Genomic DNA, 15,936 nt, shown 5'->3' with positions numbered 1-15,936 from the left:
CCGGAACAACCGGCGCCGGCTGGGGACGCCCGTTGGGTCTGACCTGTGTGGCCAGCGGGCCCGCTGCTTTGCATAGAACATGAAAGAGGAGGAGTCGCAGTCGCAAGAGTCGGATCGGCTCGCCGTACGCGGAGGGCCTCAAGCGAGATGGTGCGCAGCTTCGGCCACTGAATCTGAACTGAATGTAACGACAGCGGTGCAGTGAGCGCCCGCTGTGAGTCTCGGCTCGCCGGCATGTTGCGGCCATGGGCATATCGCTTGCCAGAACACGGGAGGGCTCGCGTCGAGCCCGCAACGCTGACCACCAAGGAGAACGGAGTGAGCCTGCGCTACCTGCTCTTGTGGATGACCGCGATGGCGATCGCCCTCGGGTCCCAGAGGCTCTCGGCCCAGACGGCGCCAGCACAACAGGGCACCAGCTCCAGCCAGAAGGAGGCCTCGCCGCCTGGCGGCGGGCGCACCACGTATCAAGCCATGCGAGCCAACGACCGCTGGGAGCGGACCCATCGAGTGAGCCAGATCATCGGCACCCAGATGCACGACAAGATGGGTGACAAGATCGGCGAGGTGGAAGACGTCGTGCTGGGCCCGGACGGGGCCCTTGCCTATGTGATCGTCTCGTCGGGCGGCGTGCTCGGGGCCGGTGAGCGCATGCGCGCCGTGCCGTGGCAGAACGTGCAGGTCGACGGGGAAGGCCGGTTGCGCGTCGACATTGCCAAGGACCGCGTCGAGAACGCGCCCAGCTTCGCTCCCAACAACTGGCCGTCGCTGCACGACGAGCGCTGGTCGCAGCAGAACCGCCAGTTCTATTCCTCCGAAGCCAAGTGAAGTGAAAGGACCTTGCCATGGACACTAACATCACGGGCCACGGTGCCCGCCTCGACGTCAACGACAGTGGGCCCGGCCCACGGCTGATGACGGCCGACACGTTGACTGGCGACAAAGTTGTCAACCGCCAGGGCGACACACTCGGGACCATCAGCGACATCATGCTCGACGTGCCGCGCGGGCGTATTGCCTACGCGGTGATGTCGTCGGGCGGGTTCCTCGGCCTGGGCGACAAGCTGTTCGCGATTCCGTGGGCAGCCCTCACCCTTGATACCGACAAGAAGTGTTTCGTCCTCGATGCCGACAAAACACTGTTCGACAGCGCGCCGGGCTTCGACAAGGATCAATGGCCCGAAAGTGCAGATCTGAGCTGGCATCAGAACGTGCACACGCATTACAAGTCTCGGCCTTTCTGGGAGTGAACACGATGGACAGCGCAGCTTTCAACCTCGAAACCGGCAAGCGTTTGATCGAACAGGCCCGCGACACGCTGGTGGCGCGCGGCGCGACGCTCAAATCCAACCGCACGCTGTGGATGACATTGGCGCTCGGCCTCATCGCCGGCGGCAGCATCGCGGCCTACCGGATGCGGCAGCGTCGGCTGCAGTCGCAGCAGGGTACGCTGGCGACGCACAACCAGCAGCGGCAGGATCGCTGGAAAGACGAGAGCGACATGCAGGGGCTGGGTTCAGACCCGAGCACCAGCCTGGCCCGCTCTGTCGATCCGGTCGGCGACAGCCGCCCGTCGTCCGATTCGCTGCGTAGCGTTTCCGGCAACGGCGCCCAGATCTGACGTCCTCTAACCAGAGCCGGCGTGCCTTGCGGGGCCGCCGGCTTTTACTTTTTGCAGGGCTAGATGCGGGTCCTGTTCTAAGGGGGCACATGGGGCTGCCGGAAGGCTGAAACCCCCTCGGGAAGTTTTACCGAGGGCCGCCGCCGCAACTTACATGTGAAGGTGTGGGGGGTATCCACACGCCGCGCAGGGTGGCCACGGCACGCTGTTTGCCAGGTCGGGTGACCACTTCTAACGATGGATCACCATGAGACCACCCTCCAAAAGATCCGCGCTGAAGATCGCCCTGATCAGCGAACATGCGTCCCCTCTGGCCACGCTCGGTGGCGTCGATGCGGGCGGGCAGAACATCTATGTGATGCATGTCGCGCAGTGCCTGGCACGCGCCGGGCATCAGGTGGACGTCTTCACGCGTCGCGATGATCCGACGCTGCAAACGGTCGTCCATCTGCGTCCTGGGCTGCGCGTGATCCATATCTCGGCCGGACCGGCCCGCTTCGTGCCCAAGGAAGAGCTGCTGCAGTACATGCCCGAGTTTTCGAAGGCGTGCGAGCTGCTGTGCCGCAATGCGGGTGGCTACGACGTCGTCCACGCCAACTTCTTCATGTCGGGGATGGTGGCGCTGCACCTCAAACGCGTGCTGGGCCTGCCGTTCGCGATCACCTTCCACGCGTTGGGCCTGGTGCGCCGTGAGCATCAGCGCTCGGCCGACGCGTTCCCCGCCGAACGTGTGGACATCGAGAAGATGCTGGTGGAGGAGGCCGATTGCATCGTGGCCGAGTGCCCGCAGGACCAGTCGGACCTGGTGCGCTTGTACGGCGCTGACGAGAGCAAGATGGTGATGGTGCCGTGCGGCTTCGACCCCAGCGAGTTTGCGCCGATGGACCGTTTGCAGGCGCGCCGTGAGCTGGGGCTCGACCCGGACGAATTCGTCGTGCTGCAACTCGGCCGCCTGGTGCCGCGCAAGGGCATCGACAACGTGATCCGTTCGTTGGCCCACCTGCCTGCCGAGATGCCGGTGCGCCTGTTGGTGGTCGGTGGCGAGTCCGACACGCCGGACGAGGCCGTCACGCCGGAGATCGCCCGTCTGCGCGGCATCGCCGAATCGCTGGGCGTGCGGGCCCGCGTGACCTTCACCGGACGCCGCCAGCGCAGCGAACTGCGCCGCTATTACTGCGCGGCCGACGTCTTCGTCACGACACCCTGGTACGAGCCGTTCGGGATCACGCCGCTCGAAGCGATGGCCTGTGGCACCCCGGTGGTCGGCAGCGCGGTCGGGGGCATCCAGTACACCGTGATGCAGGGCGTGACGGGTTATCTGGTGCCGCCGCACGATCCGCAGGCCCTGGCCGAGCGCCTGGCCTACCTACACGACAACCCTGCCCATGCGCGTGCCCTCGGCCGCGCCGGCATCCGCCGCGCGCGTTCGATGTTCACCTGGGACCGCGTGGCCGCCCAACTGGGCGCGACCTTCAGCACGCTACACACGACGGAAGCCCGCTCGGGCGTCGTCGTCGCGATGCGCCGGCGCACCACCCGTCTCACCGCGGTCCAGACCGCGGCGACCTGAGCATGCCGGCGCTCCCGTCTAACCCCTTCTTCCATCACCCGCCGCTAGGAGAAAACGAAAGATGACATCGACCTCAGCTCCCCAGATGACCTCGCTGGAGAACCAAACTGCCCTGGTGACGGGCGCGGGCAGTGGTCTCGGCGCGGCCATCGCCCGGGCACTCTCCGCTGCCGGCGCGCGCGTCGTCGTGGCTGACATCAACCAGGCCGCCGCCGACAAGATCGCCGGTGAGCTGGACGCTGCCGGGCGCCACGTGCTGCCGCTCGCCCTCGACGTGGCCGATGCCAAGGCCGCCGGTGAAGCCGTGGTGCGCACCGTGGGCCACTTCGGCTCGCTCGACATCCTGATCAACAACGCCGGCACCGACGTCACCAAGTCGATCGACGAACTGTCGTTCGACGAGTGGGACCGCGTGATCGCCACCAACTTGCGCGGCCCCTTCGTGATGTGCAAGGCCGCCGTCGATGCGCTGCGCCAGGGTGATGGCGGGCGGGGCGGCCAGGTGGTCAACGTGGCGTCGACCGCTGCCAAGCGCGCCTGGCCCAACGCCAGCGCCTACCATGCCAGCAAGTGGGGCCTGGTCGGTCTGTCGCATGCGCTGCACGCCGAGCTGCGGCCCCAGGGCGTGCGCGTCTCGACGCTGATCGCCGGCGGCATGCGCACGCCGTTCTTGCTCGACCGTTTCGAAGGCATCGACCAGACCAAGCTGCAAGACCCGGCCAACGTCGCCGAAGCGGTTCGCATGCTGCTGCAGATGCCGCGCGAGTCGGTGATCCCCGAACTGATGGTGCTGCCCGTGCTGGAGACGTCATGGCCCTGATGCAGGACGCGGCCCCGGGTGGGCTCGCGAAAGCCGTATTCCTCGACAAGGACGGCACGGTCGTCGAGAACGTGCCCTACAACGTCGACCCCGCGTTGGTGCGCTTCACGCCGTACGCGATCGACGGCCTGCAGTTGTTGGCCGAAGAGGGCTTCCGGCTGGTGATGATCACCAACCAGCCGGGTGTCGGGCTCGGGCTGTTCGACGAGGCGGCGCTGACGCGATTGCAGGTCGCGTTGACCGAGCGCCTTGCCGGCCACGGGGTGACGCTCGACGGCTTCTACGCGTGCACCCACGCACCCGGGCTGTCGGCCTCGCGCCCGCCGTGTGCGTGCCGCAAACCCGCCCCGGGCTTGCTGCTCGACGCGGCGCGCGAGTTGCGCCTGGACCTCGACCGATCCTGGATGGTCGGCGACATCCTCGACGACATCGAAGCCGGGCGGCGTGCCGGCTGCAAGACCGTGATGCTGGACGTCGGCAACGAGACCGTCTGGCGCAGCGGCGAGCACCGCGTGCCCCATCACCGGGCGACCAACCTGCTCGAGGCCGCACAAGCCATCGTCAAGGCCGAGCGCCTCAGCCATCCGACCTTTTTGCCTCGCGACACGCTTGCGCATGAACCGCAACAACCCCGGCACTGACCTCGTGGCACGCCGGCGGTGGCGGGGGGCGCGGCGTGTCCTGGCCGTGCGGCTGGACAACCTCGGCGACGTGCTGATGACCACGCCGGCGCTCGCCGCCATCAAGCAAAGCCTGCCCGGCGCGCATCTCACGCTGCTGTGCTCGAAAAGCGGCGCCGCGGCGGTGCCTCATCTGGCCGATGTCGACGATGCCATCGTCTATGACGCGCCGTGGGTGAAGGGCGGCGGCGCGCCGCGATCGCCGGAAGCCGATCTGGCGATGATCGAGCGCCTGCGCGAGGGGTGTTACGACGCGGCGGTCATCTTCACGGTCTACACGCAAACAGCGTTGCCGGCCGCGATGATGTGCCGGCTCGCCGGTATCCCGCTGCGCCTGGCGCACTGTCGCGAGAACCCGTACGACCTGCTGAGCGATTGGGTCGCCGACCCCGATCCGCTGCAAGGCATCCGGCACGAGGTGGAGCGGCAGTTGGCCCTGGTGGCATCGGTGGGCTTGTACACGGCGGACGACCGCATGCGCTTCCAGTGCCGGCCCGAAGATACGGCCGGCCTCGCGGTGAAGCTGGAGCGGCTGGGCGTGTCGCCGCACGAGCGGCTGGTGGTGGTGCACCCGGGGGCCACGGCGGCCTCGCGCCGCTACCCGGCGCCGCAGTTCGGTCAGGCTGCCGAACTGGTGGCGAGCGGGGGCGACTGCCGCATCGTGTTCAGTGGCGGCGCCGACGAGGAAGCCTTGATCCTGACGGCGCAAAGCCAGATGCAGCGGCCTTCGCTGTCGCTGGCGGGACAACTCACGCTCGGCGAGTTCGCGGCGCTGCTGCAACGGGCCCGGCTGCTGATGTCGAACAACAGCGGCCCGGTGCACATTGCCGCAGCGCTCGGCACGCCAGTGGTCGATCTCTACGCCCTCACCAATCCGCAGCACACCCCGTGGCGGGTCGCGGCACGGGTGCTGAATCACGACGTGCCCTGCCGCAACTGCTTGAAGAGCGTGTGCCCGCAGGGGCACCACGACTGCCTGCGCAAGGTCGAGCCCCAAGATGTCGCGGCCGCTGCCTTCGAGCTTTTGGCCGAACAGGACGCGCGCGACGCGACGACCGGTGCTGGCTGCAACCTGCCCCCTCCCGCCACCCCCTCGGTTGCCTACGCATGATCACACTCGGTATCAACGCAGCCTTCCACGACAGTGCCGCGGCCCTGGTGGTCGACGGCGAGCTGATAGCGGCGGCCGAAGAAGAGCGCTTCACACGCATCAAGCACGGCAAACGCCCGGTGCCGTTCTCGACCTGGGAGCTGCCCTACCATGCGATCGACTACTGCCTGGCCCAGGCCGGCCTGACGCTCGCACAGGTCGACCATGTCGCCTACAGCTACGACCCGGCGCGGTTCATCCGTGGCCGCATCGAGGGCGACACCGTCACGCTGCCGATGCAGCCGTCGGCCGGCGCCGCGGGCGACTGGGAAAGCGTCTGGGACCCGCTGTTCGCGAGCTACATCGTCAACGCGCCTCGCCAACTGGCATCGGGCGCGCCGCATCATCTGAAGGCGCGCTTCGCAGGCGTGCGCCACGACGGCCCCTACCGCTGGCACTTCGTCGACCACCACCTGTCGCACCAGGCCAGCGCGTTCCTCGCCGCCCCGTTCGACCGCTGCGCCGTGACGACGTTGGACGGCCGCGGTGAGGACACCACGACGAGCTACGGCCGCTATGCCGACGGGCGTTACGAGCCGCTCGGTGAGGTCACCATGCCGCACTCGCTGGGCATGCTGTACGAGCGCATCACCAGCCACCTCGGCTTCCTGCATTCGAGTGACGAGTACAAGGTGATGGCGCTGGCGGCCCTCGGCCAGCCGCGCTACCTCGACACCTTCCGCGACCTAGTGCGGGTGCGCGAGCACGGCCGCTACGAGATCGCCCGCTTCGACCCGGCGGCCCTGTTCGGGCCGGCACGTGTGCGGGGTGCGCCACTGACGCAGCATCATTTCGACCTGACCGCTTCACTGCAGGCCGTGCTGGAAGAAACCGTGCAGCAGCTCGCACGGTGGCTGCGCGAGGCCAGCGGCGAACGGCACCTTGCGATGGCGGGCGGCGTCGCCTTGAATTGCGTCATGAACGCGAAGCTGCGTGACGCCGGCGTCTTTGACCAGGTGTGGGTGCAACCCGCTGCGGGCGACGCCGGTACTGCGCTCGGCGCGGCCCTGTGGACCGACTGGCAGGAGCGCACCCGCAGCGCGGGCGGCGCGCCGGCGCTGCGCCGCTGGCGGATGGAGCACGCCTACTGGGGCCCGGGCTACGACGATGCCGAGATCGAACAGCTGCTGACCTGGGCCAAGCTGCCGTACCGCCGCTTGACCGACGTGGCGGGCGAAACGGCGCGGCTGTTGCAGGACAACCGCATCATCGGGTGGTTCCAGGGCCGCATGGAGTTCGGCCCGCGCGCGCTTGGCGCCCGTTCCATCCTGGCATCACCGATCCGGCCCGAGATGCAGGCGCGCCTGAACGAGCTGAAGGATCGCGAGGACTTCCGACCGGTCGCTCCGGTGGTCCCCGAAGACGAGCTGGCCGCCTGGTTCACGCCGGCGGCCGCCAATGGCGGCAGCGCGCCCTTCATGCTGTTCATCTACGACGTGCTACCTGAGCAAGCGAGCCGGATCCCGGCGGTCTGCCATGCCGACCACACCGCCCGCGTGCAGACCGTGCGCCGCGACAGCAACCCGCGCTACTACGACTTGCTGAAGGCCTTTAAAGCCTTGACCGGCGTGCCGGTGCTCGTCAACACTTCATTCAATGTCCGAGGCGAGCCGGTGGTCAACACGCCGCGCGACGCGATCAACGCGTTCTACAGCACTCCACTGGATGCCTTGGTGATCGGATCTTTCCTGTTGGAGAAAAATGCATGACGCTGCGCGTGTCGGTGGTCGTTCCGACCTACAAACGGCCGCAACTGCTGCTGCGCTGTCTCGACGCCCTGGTCGACCAGCGATTTGAACCGTCCGCCTACGAGATCGTCGTGGTCGACGATGGCCAGTGCGACGAGACCGAGGCGGTGGTCGCGCAAGTGGCCGAGCAGACCCGCGGCTCCCCGGAGGTGCGCTACCTGCGGCCCGACGGCACGCGGGGCCCCGCTGCGGCACGCAACCGCGGCTGGCGCGCCGCCGCCGCGCCCATCATCGCCTTCACCGACGACGACACCATTCCCGATCGCGACTGGCTGCGCTACGGCGTGCTGGCGATGTCGATGGACCGTGTCGCCGTGTGGGGCCGGGTGGTGGTGCCGACGCCCGACGTGCCGACCGACCACGAGAAGAACACCCGCGGCCTCGAAGAGGCCGAGTTCGTCACCGCCAACTGTTTCGTGCGTCGCGATGCGCTGGACGCGATCGGCGGGTTCGACGAACGCTTCAAGCGTGCCTGGCGCGAGGACGCCGACCTGTACTTCTCGCTGCTGCAGCGCTTCGGCACCGTCGACCCCGTGCCGGCCGCCATGGTGGTGCACCCGGTCAGGCCGGCGCCGTGGGGCGTCAGCCTGGGCCAGCAGGCCAACATGTTCTTCGACGCGCTGCTCTACAAGAAGCACCCGCGCCACTACCGGGAGCTGATCCGTCGCCTGCCGCCGGTGCGCTACTACCTCATCGTCGTGTGCGCGCTCGGTGCCTTGATCACAGGGCTGGGCGGCTCTCCCGGGCTGGCGACGCTGCTGGCGCTGGTGGCGCTCGGGCTGATCGGCAACTTCGCATGGCAGCGTCTGCGCGACACCTCGCACGAGCCGCGCCATGTGGCCGAGATGGTCGTGACCTCGGTCGCGATTCCCTTCCTGTCGGTGTTCTGGCGGCTGGCCGGAGCCGTGCGCTTCCGCGTGCCGTTCATGTGATGAGGGGATTGCCCGGATGAGCGTCTCGCTGATGACCCCCTCCGCCCGAGCCATCGACCGCTTGCCGCCGCTGCCGCGTTTTGCGCAGATCGAACCGACGGGGAGCTGCAACCTGGCGTGTCGCATGTGCACGGTGAACCACCGGGCCGACGAGGGCGGGATGTTGACGCTCGAGCAGTTCGAGCGCTTGCTCGACCAGTTGCCGCAGCTGGAGGAGTTGCATCTGCAGGGACTGGGCGAGCCGATGCTCAATCCGCAGTTCTTCGAGATGGTCGAGCTGGCCGTCTCGCGCGGCATCCGCGTGTCGGCCAACACCAACTTGACACTGCTGACCCCGGAGCGGGCCCGCCGTGTCGCCAGCAGCGGCCTGCATTCGCTGTCGGTGTCGATCGACGCTGCGCACCGCGAGGTGTACGAGGCGATCCGCCTCAAGGCCTCGTTCGAGAAAGTCGTGCGCAACTTGCAGCGCCTGGTGCAGGCGCGCGAAGAGGCGCGGGCGGTGCATCTGCACTTGCGGCTGGTGATGGTGCTGATGCGCAGCAACCTCGACGAGTTGGCGGCGGTGTTGCGCCTGGCCCAGCGCTGCGGCATCGGGGAGGTGCTGGTGCAACGCCTGTCGAGCGATCTCGATCAGCCTTCGCTGCCGGGGCGCTACATCCCGATCCGCGACTATGTGCAGCAGGCGCAGCTGACCGAGCAGGACCTGCCGCGTGCGATGCAGCTGTTCGCCCACGCGTCGCGGCTGGCAGCCGCGCTCGGGGTCAGGCTGCACCTGCCGCGACTGACGCCCAACCCCGACGCGCGCCCGTGCACCTGGCCGTGGGACCAACTCTACGTCACGGCGCGCGGCGACATGCTGCCCTGCTGCATGGTGGGCACGCCCGACCGCGCCAACTTCGGCAACGTGCTGCAAGACGGTGTCGCCGTCGCGTGGCAGGGCGAGGCAGCGCAGCAGTTCCGCGAGCAACTCGCCAGCGGCACGCCAGCGCAGGTCTGTCAGCACTGCGCGCTCTACCGCGGCGCCTTCTGAGGCCGGCGATGGACAGGGCCCGCGCCGCCGCCGTCGGCGATCCCGCAGCGGCAGCCGCCACGGCCCGTGCCCCGCTCGATGCTCATTCGGTGCGCCGCATCGGCGTGTTCCGCGCCCTGATGCTGGGCGACCTGCTGTGTGCTGTGCCGGCGCTGCGCGCACTCAAGCTCGGCTTCCCCCAGGCCAGCATCACGCTGATCGGGCTGCCGTGGGCCCGGACGCTGGTCGAACGGCTGCCGCAACTCGACGACTTCATCGCCTTTCCCGGCCATCCGGCGTGGCCCGAGCAGCCGGCCGATCTTGCCGCCTGGCCCGGCTTCTTGAGCCAGGTGCAATCGCGGCGCTTCGACCTGGTGCTGCAGCTGCACGGCAGCGGTGGCATTGCCAACCCGCTGGTCGCGTGTTTCGGGGCCCGGCGCGCTGGCGGCTTTTACGTGCCCGGTGCTTACTGCCCGGATGCAGACCTGTACGTGCCATGGCCCGACAGCGGTCACGAGATCGACCGCTTGTTGCGGGTGGTCGACCGCCTGGGGGTGGCGCGTCAGGGGCGCGGGCTGGAGTTCCCGGTGCAGGAGGCCGACCGCTGTGCGCTCGAGCGGGTCTGGCCGGCGTCGCGCCGCTGTGCGGGCGAGTATGTCTGCCTCCATGCTGGCGCGCAGCTGCGCTCGCGCCGCTGGCCGGTGGCTCGTTTTGCGGCGGTGGCCGACCATCTCGCGCAACAGGGCTGTCCGGTCGTGCTGACCGGCACGCCGGCCGAAGCCGGGCTGGCGCGCGAGTTGCAAGCGGCGATGCGCCATCGGGCCGTCGACCTGGTCGGGCGCACCACCTTGTGGGAGCTGGGCGCGCTGATCGAAGGTGCGCGGCTGGTGGTCAGCAACGACACCGGCGTGTCGCATATCGCGGCCGCCCTGCATCGGCCGAGCGTGGTGATCAGCTCCGGTGGTGACGTGGCGCGCTGGGGGCCGCTCGACCGCGGGCTGCACCGCGTGTTGTGGTGCGACCTGCCGTGCCGACCCTGCAGCCATGAACTGTGCCCGAGTGGCCACGAGTGTGCCCTCGCGATATCCACCGAAGCCGTGATCGACGCGGCCCAACTTTGCCTCACAGGAGAAATCGAACATGTCCCGCAGTAAGCGGCTCAAGATCCTCACCTGGCACGTGCATGGCAACTATCTGTACTACCTGACGCAGGTGCCGCACGACTTCTACCTGGTCACAGACGCCGAGCGCTCGACCCACCACAGCGGGCGCAGCGGCACGCTGCCGTGGGGCGACAACGTGCACGAGGCACCGGTCGAACAAATCCGCGATATGTCGTTCGACGTCATCATGTTCCAGTCGAAGGACGCCTATGTCGAGGAGCAGTACCGGCTGCTCAGCCCGGCTCAGCAGCGCCTGCCGCGCATCTACCTCGAACACGATCCGCCCCAAGAGCATCCCACCAACACCCGGCACTGGGTGCAGGACCGAGACGTGATGCTGGTGCATTGCACACCGTTCAATGCCTTGATGTGGGACAGCGGTGACACGCCGACACGGGTGGTCGAGCACGGCGTCAAACTGATGGCGCCGGCGCGCTACACCGGCGAGAAGGCAGAGGGCATCGTGGTCGTCAACAACCTGCAGCGCCGGGGGCGGCGGCTGGGTCTCGACGTCTACCGCCAAGTGCGCCAGGCTGTGCCGCTCAGCCTGGTCGGGATGGGCGCGCTGGAATTGCAGGACGCGGGCGGGATCGGCGAGGTCGAGAACCACCGCCTCGCCGAGGTGATGGCGCAGTACCGCTTCTTCTTCAACCCGATCCGCTACACCAGCCTGGGCTTGTCGATCATCGAGGCCATGATGGTCGGCGTGCCGGTGGTCGGCCTGGCGACGACCGAACTGGTGACCGTCATCCGCAATGGCGAGAACGGCTACATCGACACCCGGCCGGAGCGTTTGATCGAGGCGATGCAGCGGCTCTTGGCCGACCCGCTCGAAGCCCGCGAACTGGGCGAGGCGGGCCGCCGTTATGCCCTGCAGCGCTTCGGCATCGAGCGTTTTGTCAGCGACTGGCTGGACGTGCTCGACGAGGTGGCCGGCTGAGAAGAGCGAACGGGCCGGCCGGGCTGGCCCGCTCGCCACGGTCTCCGCCAGGGGCTCAGGGGTAGAGCCCGCGCTCCTGGCGTGCCATCAGGATGCGCTCGCAGGCCACTGCAAAGGTGGCGGTGCGCAGCGAAATCTGGTGCCGCTCCGACGTGTCCCAGATCTTCTTCAACGCGTCGACCATGATCTTGTCGAGGCGCACGTTGATCTCGTCCTCGCTCCAGAAGAAGCTCGAGAAGTCCTGCACCCATTCAAAGTAGCTGACGGTCACACCGCCGGCATTGCAGATCACGTCCGGCACCACCAACACGCCGCGGTCGTGGAGGATGTCGTCGGCACTCGACAGCGTCGGGCCGTTGGCACCCTCGAGCACGAGTTTGGCCTTGGTGCGGCGTGCACGGTCGGCGGTCAGTTGGCCTTCGAGTGCGGCGGGGATCAGGATGTCGCAATCGACGTCCCAGAACGATTCGTCGTCGAGGTGCTCGGCATTGCGGAAGCCGCCGACGCCGCCTTCCGAGCGCAGCGTTTCCATCAAGCCGGCCATGTCGATGCCGTTCGGGTTGGCGATGCTGCCGGTGTGGTCCTGCACCGCGACCAGCTTGGCGCCGGCGCCGACGAACAACTCGGCGGCAGCGCTGCCGACGTTGCCGAAACCTTGCACCGCGACGCGCACGCCGTCGAGGTTCAGGCCTATGCGGCGGGCGGCTTCACGGCCCGTCACGAACACACCTCGCCCGGTGGCCTTGACGCGGCCCAGCGAGCCGCCGAGGTGGATCGGCTTGCCGGTGACGACGCCGGTGGCCGTGGCACCGACGTTCATCGAATAGGTGTCCATCATCCACGCCATGATCTGCGCGTTGGTGTTCACGTCCGGTGCCGGGATGTCCTGCTGTGGGCCGATGATCAAACCGATCTCGCTGGTGTAGCGGCGCGTCAGCTTCTCGAGTTCCTTCTGCGACAGCTGCTTCGGATCGACCCGGATGCCGCCTTTGGCGCCGCCGTAGGGCAGGTTCACCGCGGCGTTCTTCACCGTCATCCAGGCCGCCAGGGCCATCACCTCTTCGAGCGTGACGTCGGGGTGGTAGCGCACGCCGCCCTTGCCGGGCCCGCGCGACAGGTTGTGCTGAACCCGGAAGCCGTCAAAGTGCCGCACGCTGCCGTCGTCCATCTCGATCGGGATGTCGACGATCAACGCCCGCTTCGGGCGCTTCAAGGTTTCGGCCCAGCGGGCCAGGGGACCGAGATAGGGAATCACACGGTCGACTTGCGACAAGTAAGTGCCCCACGGGCTGTCGACCGAGGGGTTCACGTAAGACAGACTCACGCCGTATCCTTTCGATGAAAAGCATTTCTGGTGGCCCGGGCTTGTGGCCCGAACGCGTAACCAGAACTGTAGGCTTGGCGCAGTCGATTGGGACGACGGGGTTATGCAAGTTGTGCATGACCTCGCCGCATACCGCTTCGGGTTATTTCGCCTTGCGCGCGCTCGCCTTGGCGGCCTTGGCCGACAGCTGCAGGAACACCATCAGACGCTGTTCCGAGGCGAGCAAGCGTGTGGGTACCCGCAAACGACGGCAAGGCTCGCAGTGCTGGGCCAGCGTGCCTTCGGTGAAGCACTCCAGCACCTTCGGGTGGACATAGGACTTGCGGCACACCGCCACCGTGTTGCCCAGCCGCGAGGACACCGCGGTCAAGGCTTCCTTGATGTGGCGCTTCGCCTCACGCTTGTTCTCGGCCACGATGGGCATCAGCCACTCGATTGCCTGCACCGAGGCGTGCCAGGTGCGGAAGTCCTTGGCGGTGAAGTCCTCACCGGTGTTCTCGCGCAGGTAGTCGTTGACGTCGCTCGACCCGACGGTGCGGATCTCGCCGTCCTCGTCGACGTACTGGAACAACTCCTGGCCCGGCAGGTCCTGGCAGCTGCGCATGATGCGCGCGATGCGCTTGTCGCTGACGTTCACTTCATGCAGGACGCCGCTCTTGCCCTTGAAGCGCAGCCGCACCGTATCGCCCTGGATGTCGGCGTGGCGGTCGCGCAAGGTGGTCAGGCCGTAGGAGCCGTTGGTGCGCGCGTATTCGTCGTTGCCGACGCGGATGAAGGTTGTGTCGAGCAGGTGCACGATGGTCGCGAGCACCTTTTCGCGCGGCAGGCCGCGGCGTTCGGTGTCGCGCTTCACGCGCGCGCGCAGCCGGGGCAGCGCGGCGCCGAAGGCCAGCATGCGGTCGAACTTGTCCGCGTCACGCTGGGCATGCCATTCGGCGTGATAGCGGTACTGCTTGCGCCCGCGCGCATCTCGGCCGGTCGCCTGGATATGGCCGTCCTCCAACGGGCAGATCCAGACGTCCGTGTAGGCCGGTGGTATCGCGAGTTGCCGGATGCGCTGCAGCTGTGCCTTGTCGCGCACCGGCTGGCCGTTCGTATCGAGATAGGCGAAGCCCGCGCCGCGCTTCACGCGTGTGAAACCCGGCATCGTGTCGGCCACGTACTTGAGCTTGACTGGGGGTGGCTGCAAGGCCTGAGCGAGCGCAGCGCCTACGGCCTGGACCGCACGTGCACGCCGACGTGCGGTGGGGGCGGGGCGGCTGGCCGGGGAGGGCACCGGGACACGGCCGCCTGGGGCGGCCGTGCGGGGACTGCGGGTGGTTGCGGGCATGCCGTCTCCGGTTCAGGCGCCGGAGGCGCCGGGCAGCTTTTGGGCCGCCGCGAGGTGCTCGCGCAGCTTGGGCAGGATCTTGGCCGCCCAGGCACGCACCTCGGGATCTTGCGCGGTATTGGCGGCCTTCTCGAACAGCGAGATGTCGGTCTTGTGAGCGCTGACACCGATGGTCTGCACGAAGGCGCGATCGAAGTCGGTGCCCCGTGCGTTGGTCAGCTTTTCGAGCGTGGGCACCTGTCCGGCGGGCACTTCGGTCGGCAGGTTGACGCTCTTGCGCGCCGCCAACGTGCGCAGGTCTTCGTGCGCGGCGCTGTGGTCCTTCACCAGCATCGCGGCGTAGGCCTTGACGTCGGCATGTGTGGCGCGGTCGGCCGCAGCGCGTGAGGCGGCCATCTCGAACAGGCCCGCCGCGGCAGCGCTGGTCAGGAAGTTTTGGTCGACCAGCGCGAGTGGGCTGGCATTGACGCGGCTGGCGGCGGCGGCCGGCGGCTGCGCGCTGGCGCTCACGACACCGCCTGCCAGACGGTTGCTCGTTTCAGGTGTGCTGCGCGGCGACTCGACGTTGACCGCACCACTGCCGGTCGCGGCCACGCTGCTGTTGTCCATGCTGCTGCCGGCCCCGCTCTGGGTGTTCGAGGGGCCGCTGCCGCTGGCACCGGCGGCCGAAGAAGAGGGCGGCACACCGGTGCCCCCAGCTTCCTGGCCCACCCCGGTGGCACTGTCTGCACTGCCGCCGGTCGGCCCCGTACCGGTCGCGCCCGAAGTGCCGGTGTCGGACGGGCTGCCCACTGCGCCGGTGGAGGTGGGGCCGGTGGGGGTGGCAACGGGTTGCGGGCGGCTGTCGGGCGTGCCTTGAACGTTTTCCGAGGGCTCGTTCTCACGCGGCTTGCAGCCGCCCAGGGTGACCGAACCCGCGAGCAAAAGGAAACAAAGAGTTTTCAATCGTTGCATGAAGTCTCCTGAAAAAAATACACCCTGCTGCACTTTTGGGATTCGGTTTCGAGGTGCAGTGCAAAAAGCATCCCGCACTGCAACAAGAACCAGGGGGTAACCGCCCCGACGGGCACCATGGGCGAGCGGCGCTGCGACGTGGCCGCCGCGCCGCTCGCGCGCTGGCGCTGGCGGGAGGTGAGCGCCAGCGTCAGGCGACGGTTCAGGGACGTCGGATCAGCCGTGGCAGCATCACCAGGCCGTACAGCGCGGCCACACCGACCAGGACATAGACGACGCGCGACAGCGCGGACATCGGGCCGAAGATCGCGGCGACCAGGTCGAAGTTGAGCAACCCGACCAGCGCCCAATTGAGGCCACCGATGATCAGCAGCACCAAAGCGATGGTGGCCAGTAGCGCCATACCGCCGCCGGGGCGGACGGCGTCGCGCTCGCCAGGAGAAGAAACCGGGTTCATGGACGGACTCCTTTCGTATCCAGGGGGAAGAGGGCCCGCCGACGGCGGACAAGGGCGACCGGCAGGCGCCGTGCCCAGGCGCCGTAGGCACGGTGTTTGCCACAGGACATCCGCCGGCCTCTCGGGAGGCGGCGGGTCCCCGCCCTCTCCCGAAGCGCCATGCGGCCTTGAAGCAGGCCATTGCCCACCAACAAAACGAGGGAGCTTCGTGGAATTTATCCCCTGCCCAAGCCAGCGC

At 68.0% G+C, this 15,936-nt stretch carries 17 protein-coding genes; 13 read left to right on the top strand and 4 right to left on the bottom strand.

Annotated features, from left to right (window positions below; translation table 11 throughout):
* Positions 1-318: 318 nt before the first annotated feature.
* The 12 genes from AAW51_RS19545 to AAW51_RS19490 all read left to right on the top strand — a co-directional run bounded on the left by AAW51_RS19545 (position 319) and on the right by AAW51_RS19490 (position 11,633).
* Positions 319-828 carry a PRC-barrel domain-containing protein gene (locus AAW51_RS19545; protein WP_047195944.1) on the top strand — a complete coding sequence of 170 codons (510 nt, stop codon included), beginning with the start codon at positions 319-321 and terminating at the stop codon, positions 826-828.
* Between the two features lie 17 nt (positions 829-845).
* Entirely contained in the window at positions 846-1,250 is a 405-nt protein-coding gene (locus AAW51_RS19540) for a PRC-barrel domain-containing protein (RefSeq protein WP_047195943.1), read from the top strand.
* Between the two features lie 5 nt (positions 1,251-1,255).
* On the top strand, positions 1,256-1,621 hold the full coding sequence (locus tag AAW51_RS19535; protein ID WP_157359964.1) for a hypothetical protein: 366 nt from the start codon (positions 1,256-1,258) through the stop codon (positions 1,619-1,621).
* 247 nt (positions 1,622-1,868) lie between these two features.
* Positions 1,869-3,191 (top strand): glycosyltransferase family 4 protein, encoded by a 1,323-nt coding sequence (locus AAW51_RS19530; protein ID WP_238947640.1) that lies wholly within the window; start codon positions 1,869-1,871, stop codon positions 3,189-3,191.
* Positions 3,192-3,252: 61 nt separating this feature from the next.
* Positions 3,253-4,011 carry an SDR family oxidoreductase gene (locus tag AAW51_RS19525; RefSeq protein ID WP_238947639.1) on the top strand — a complete coding sequence of 253 codons (759 nt, stop codon included), beginning with the start codon at positions 3,253-3,255 and terminating at the stop codon, positions 4,009-4,011.
* On the top strand, positions 4,002-4,652 hold the full coding sequence (locus AAW51_RS19520) for a D-glycero-alpha-D-manno-heptose-1,7-bisphosphate 7-phosphatase (protein ID WP_047195940.1): 651 nt from the start codon (positions 4,002-4,004) through the stop codon (positions 4,650-4,652). Before AAW51_RS19525 ends, AAW51_RS19520 begins: the two co-directional genes overlap by 10 nt.
* Complete coding sequence (locus AAW51_RS19515; protein ID WP_047195939.1) at positions 4,627-5,802, top strand: glycosyltransferase family 9 protein; 1,176 nt, start codon at positions 4,627-4,629, stop codon at positions 5,800-5,802. The genes AAW51_RS19520 and AAW51_RS19515 overlap by 26 nt, the downstream gene beginning before the upstream one ends.
* A complete protein-coding gene (locus tag AAW51_RS19510) occupies positions 5,799-7,550 on the top strand; it encodes a carbamoyltransferase family protein (protein WP_047195938.1) in 1,752 nt (583 codons plus the stop codon). Before AAW51_RS19515 ends, AAW51_RS19510 begins: the two co-directional genes overlap by 4 nt.
* The gene (locus AAW51_RS19505) at positions 7,547-8,521 is read left to right on the top strand and encodes a glycosyltransferase family 2 protein (protein ID WP_047195937.1); all 975 of its coding nucleotides are present in this window, start codon (positions 7,547-7,549) and stop codon (positions 8,519-8,521) included. Before AAW51_RS19510 ends, AAW51_RS19505 begins: the two co-directional genes overlap by 4 nt.
* Before the next feature lie 31 nt (positions 8,522-8,552).
* Positions 8,553-9,551, top strand: coding sequence for a radical SAM protein (locus AAW51_RS19500; protein ID WP_047198056.1), 999 nt, complete (start codon positions 8,553-8,555; stop codon positions 9,549-9,551).
* A gap of 8 nt (positions 9,552-9,559) precedes the next feature.
* A complete protein-coding gene (locus AAW51_RS19495) occupies positions 9,560-10,684 on the top strand; it encodes a glycosyltransferase family 9 protein (protein WP_047195936.1) in 1,125 nt (374 codons plus the stop codon).
* Positions 10,671-11,633: a glycosyltransferase family 4 protein gene (locus AAW51_RS19490; RefSeq protein ID WP_047195935.1), complete on the top strand. Its 963-nt coding sequence runs from the start codon at positions 10,671-10,673 to the stop codon at positions 11,631-11,633. Before AAW51_RS19495 ends, AAW51_RS19490 begins: the two co-directional genes overlap by 14 nt.
* 55 nt (positions 11,634-11,688) lie before the next feature.
* On the opposite strand, the gene AAW51_RS19485 is transcribed toward AAW51_RS19490, so the two are convergent.
* From AAW51_RS19485 to AAW51_RS30095, 3 genes are all read right to left on the bottom strand, one after another.
* Complete coding sequence (locus AAW51_RS19485; RefSeq protein ID WP_047195934.1) at positions 11,689-12,957, bottom strand: Glu/Leu/Phe/Val family dehydrogenase; 1,269 nt, start codon at positions 12,955-12,957, stop codon at positions 11,689-11,691.
* A 142-nt stretch (positions 12,958-13,099) separates the two neighbouring features.
* Positions 13,100-14,146 carry a DNA topoisomerase IB gene (locus AAW51_RS19480; RefSeq protein ID WP_047195933.1) on the bottom strand — a complete coding sequence of 349 codons (1,047 nt, stop codon included), beginning with the start codon at positions 14,144-14,146 and terminating at the stop codon, positions 13,100-13,102.
* A 153-nt stretch (positions 14,147-14,299) separates the two neighbouring features.
* Entirely contained in the window at positions 14,300-14,896 is a 597-nt protein-coding gene (locus tag AAW51_RS30095; protein WP_157359963.1) for a DUF4142 domain-containing protein, read from the bottom strand.
* On the opposite strand from AAW51_RS30095, the gene AAW51_RS30090 reads away from it, so the two are divergent.
* Positions 14,895-15,146, top strand: coding sequence for a hypothetical protein (locus tag AAW51_RS30090; protein WP_157359962.1), 252 nt, complete (start codon positions 14,895-14,897; stop codon positions 15,144-15,146). The two genes, AAW51_RS30095 and AAW51_RS30090, sit on opposite strands and share 2 nt — an antisense overlap.
* Positions 15,147-15,443: 297 nt before the next feature.
* On the opposite strand, the gene AAW51_RS19465 is transcribed toward AAW51_RS30090, so the two are convergent.
* Positions 15,444-15,698, bottom strand: a complete 255-nt coding sequence (locus AAW51_RS19465; protein ID WP_250161139.1) for a DUF378 domain-containing protein — start codon at positions 15,696-15,698, stop codon at positions 15,444-15,446.
* Positions 15,699-15,936 lie beyond the last annotated feature (238 nt).

Source organism: Caldimonas brevitalea, from assembly GCF_001017435.1.
Classification (GTDB): domain Bacteria; phylum Pseudomonadota; class Gammaproteobacteria; order Burkholderiales; family Burkholderiaceae_C; genus Caldimonas; species Caldimonas brevitalea.
This window is presented reverse-complemented; position numbering and strand designations above follow the sequence as displayed.

Coding starts and splice junctions, on each gene's coding strand:
- AAW51_RS30095 (WP_157359963.1), bottom strand. CDS start 14,896: ATGGACAACAGCAGCGTGGCCGCGACCGGCAGTGGTGCGGTCAACGTC.
- AAW51_RS19500 (WP_047198056.1), top strand. CDS start 8,553: ATGACCCCCTCCGCCCGAGCCATCGACCGCTTGCCGCCGCTGCCGCGT.
- AAW51_RS19465 (WP_250161139.1), bottom strand. CDS start 15,698: ATGAACCCGGTTTCTTCTCCTGGCGAGCGCGACGCCGTCCGCCCCGGC.
- AAW51_RS19495 (WP_047195936.1), top strand. CDS start 9,560: ATGGACAGGGCCCGCGCCGCCGCCGTCGGCGATCCCGCAGCGGCAGCC.
- AAW51_RS19535 (WP_157359964.1), top strand. CDS start 1,256: ATGGACAGCGCAGCTTTCAACCTCGAAACCGGCAAGCGTTTGATCGAA.
- AAW51_RS19525 (WP_238947639.1), top strand. CDS start 3,253: ATGACATCGACCTCAGCTCCCCAGATGACCTCGCTGGAGAACCAAACT.
- AAW51_RS19490 (WP_047195935.1), top strand. CDS start 10,671: ATGTCCCGCAGTAAGCGGCTCAAGATCCTCACCTGGCACGTGCATGGC.
- AAW51_RS19520 (WP_047195940.1), top strand. CDS start 4,002: ATGGCCCTGATGCAGGACGCGGCCCCGGGTGGGCTCGCGAAAGCCGTA.
- AAW51_RS30090 (WP_157359962.1), top strand. CDS start 14,895: ATGCTGCTGCCGGCCCCGCTCTGGGTGTTCGAGGGGCCGCTGCCGCTG.
- AAW51_RS19515 (WP_047195939.1), top strand. CDS start 4,627: ATGAACCGCAACAACCCCGGCACTGACCTCGTGGCACGCCGGCGGTGG.
- AAW51_RS19530 (WP_238947640.1), top strand. CDS start 1,869: ATGAGACCACCCTCCAAAAGATCCGCGCTGAAGATCGCCCTGATCAGC.
- AAW51_RS19510 (WP_047195938.1), top strand. CDS start 5,799: ATGATCACACTCGGTATCAACGCAGCCTTCCACGACAGTGCCGCGGCC.
- AAW51_RS19540 (WP_047195943.1), top strand. CDS start 846: ATGGACACTAACATCACGGGCCACGGTGCCCGCCTCGACGTCAACGAC.
- AAW51_RS19505 (WP_047195937.1), top strand. CDS start 7,547: ATGACGCTGCGCGTGTCGGTGGTCGTTCCGACCTACAAACGGCCGCAA.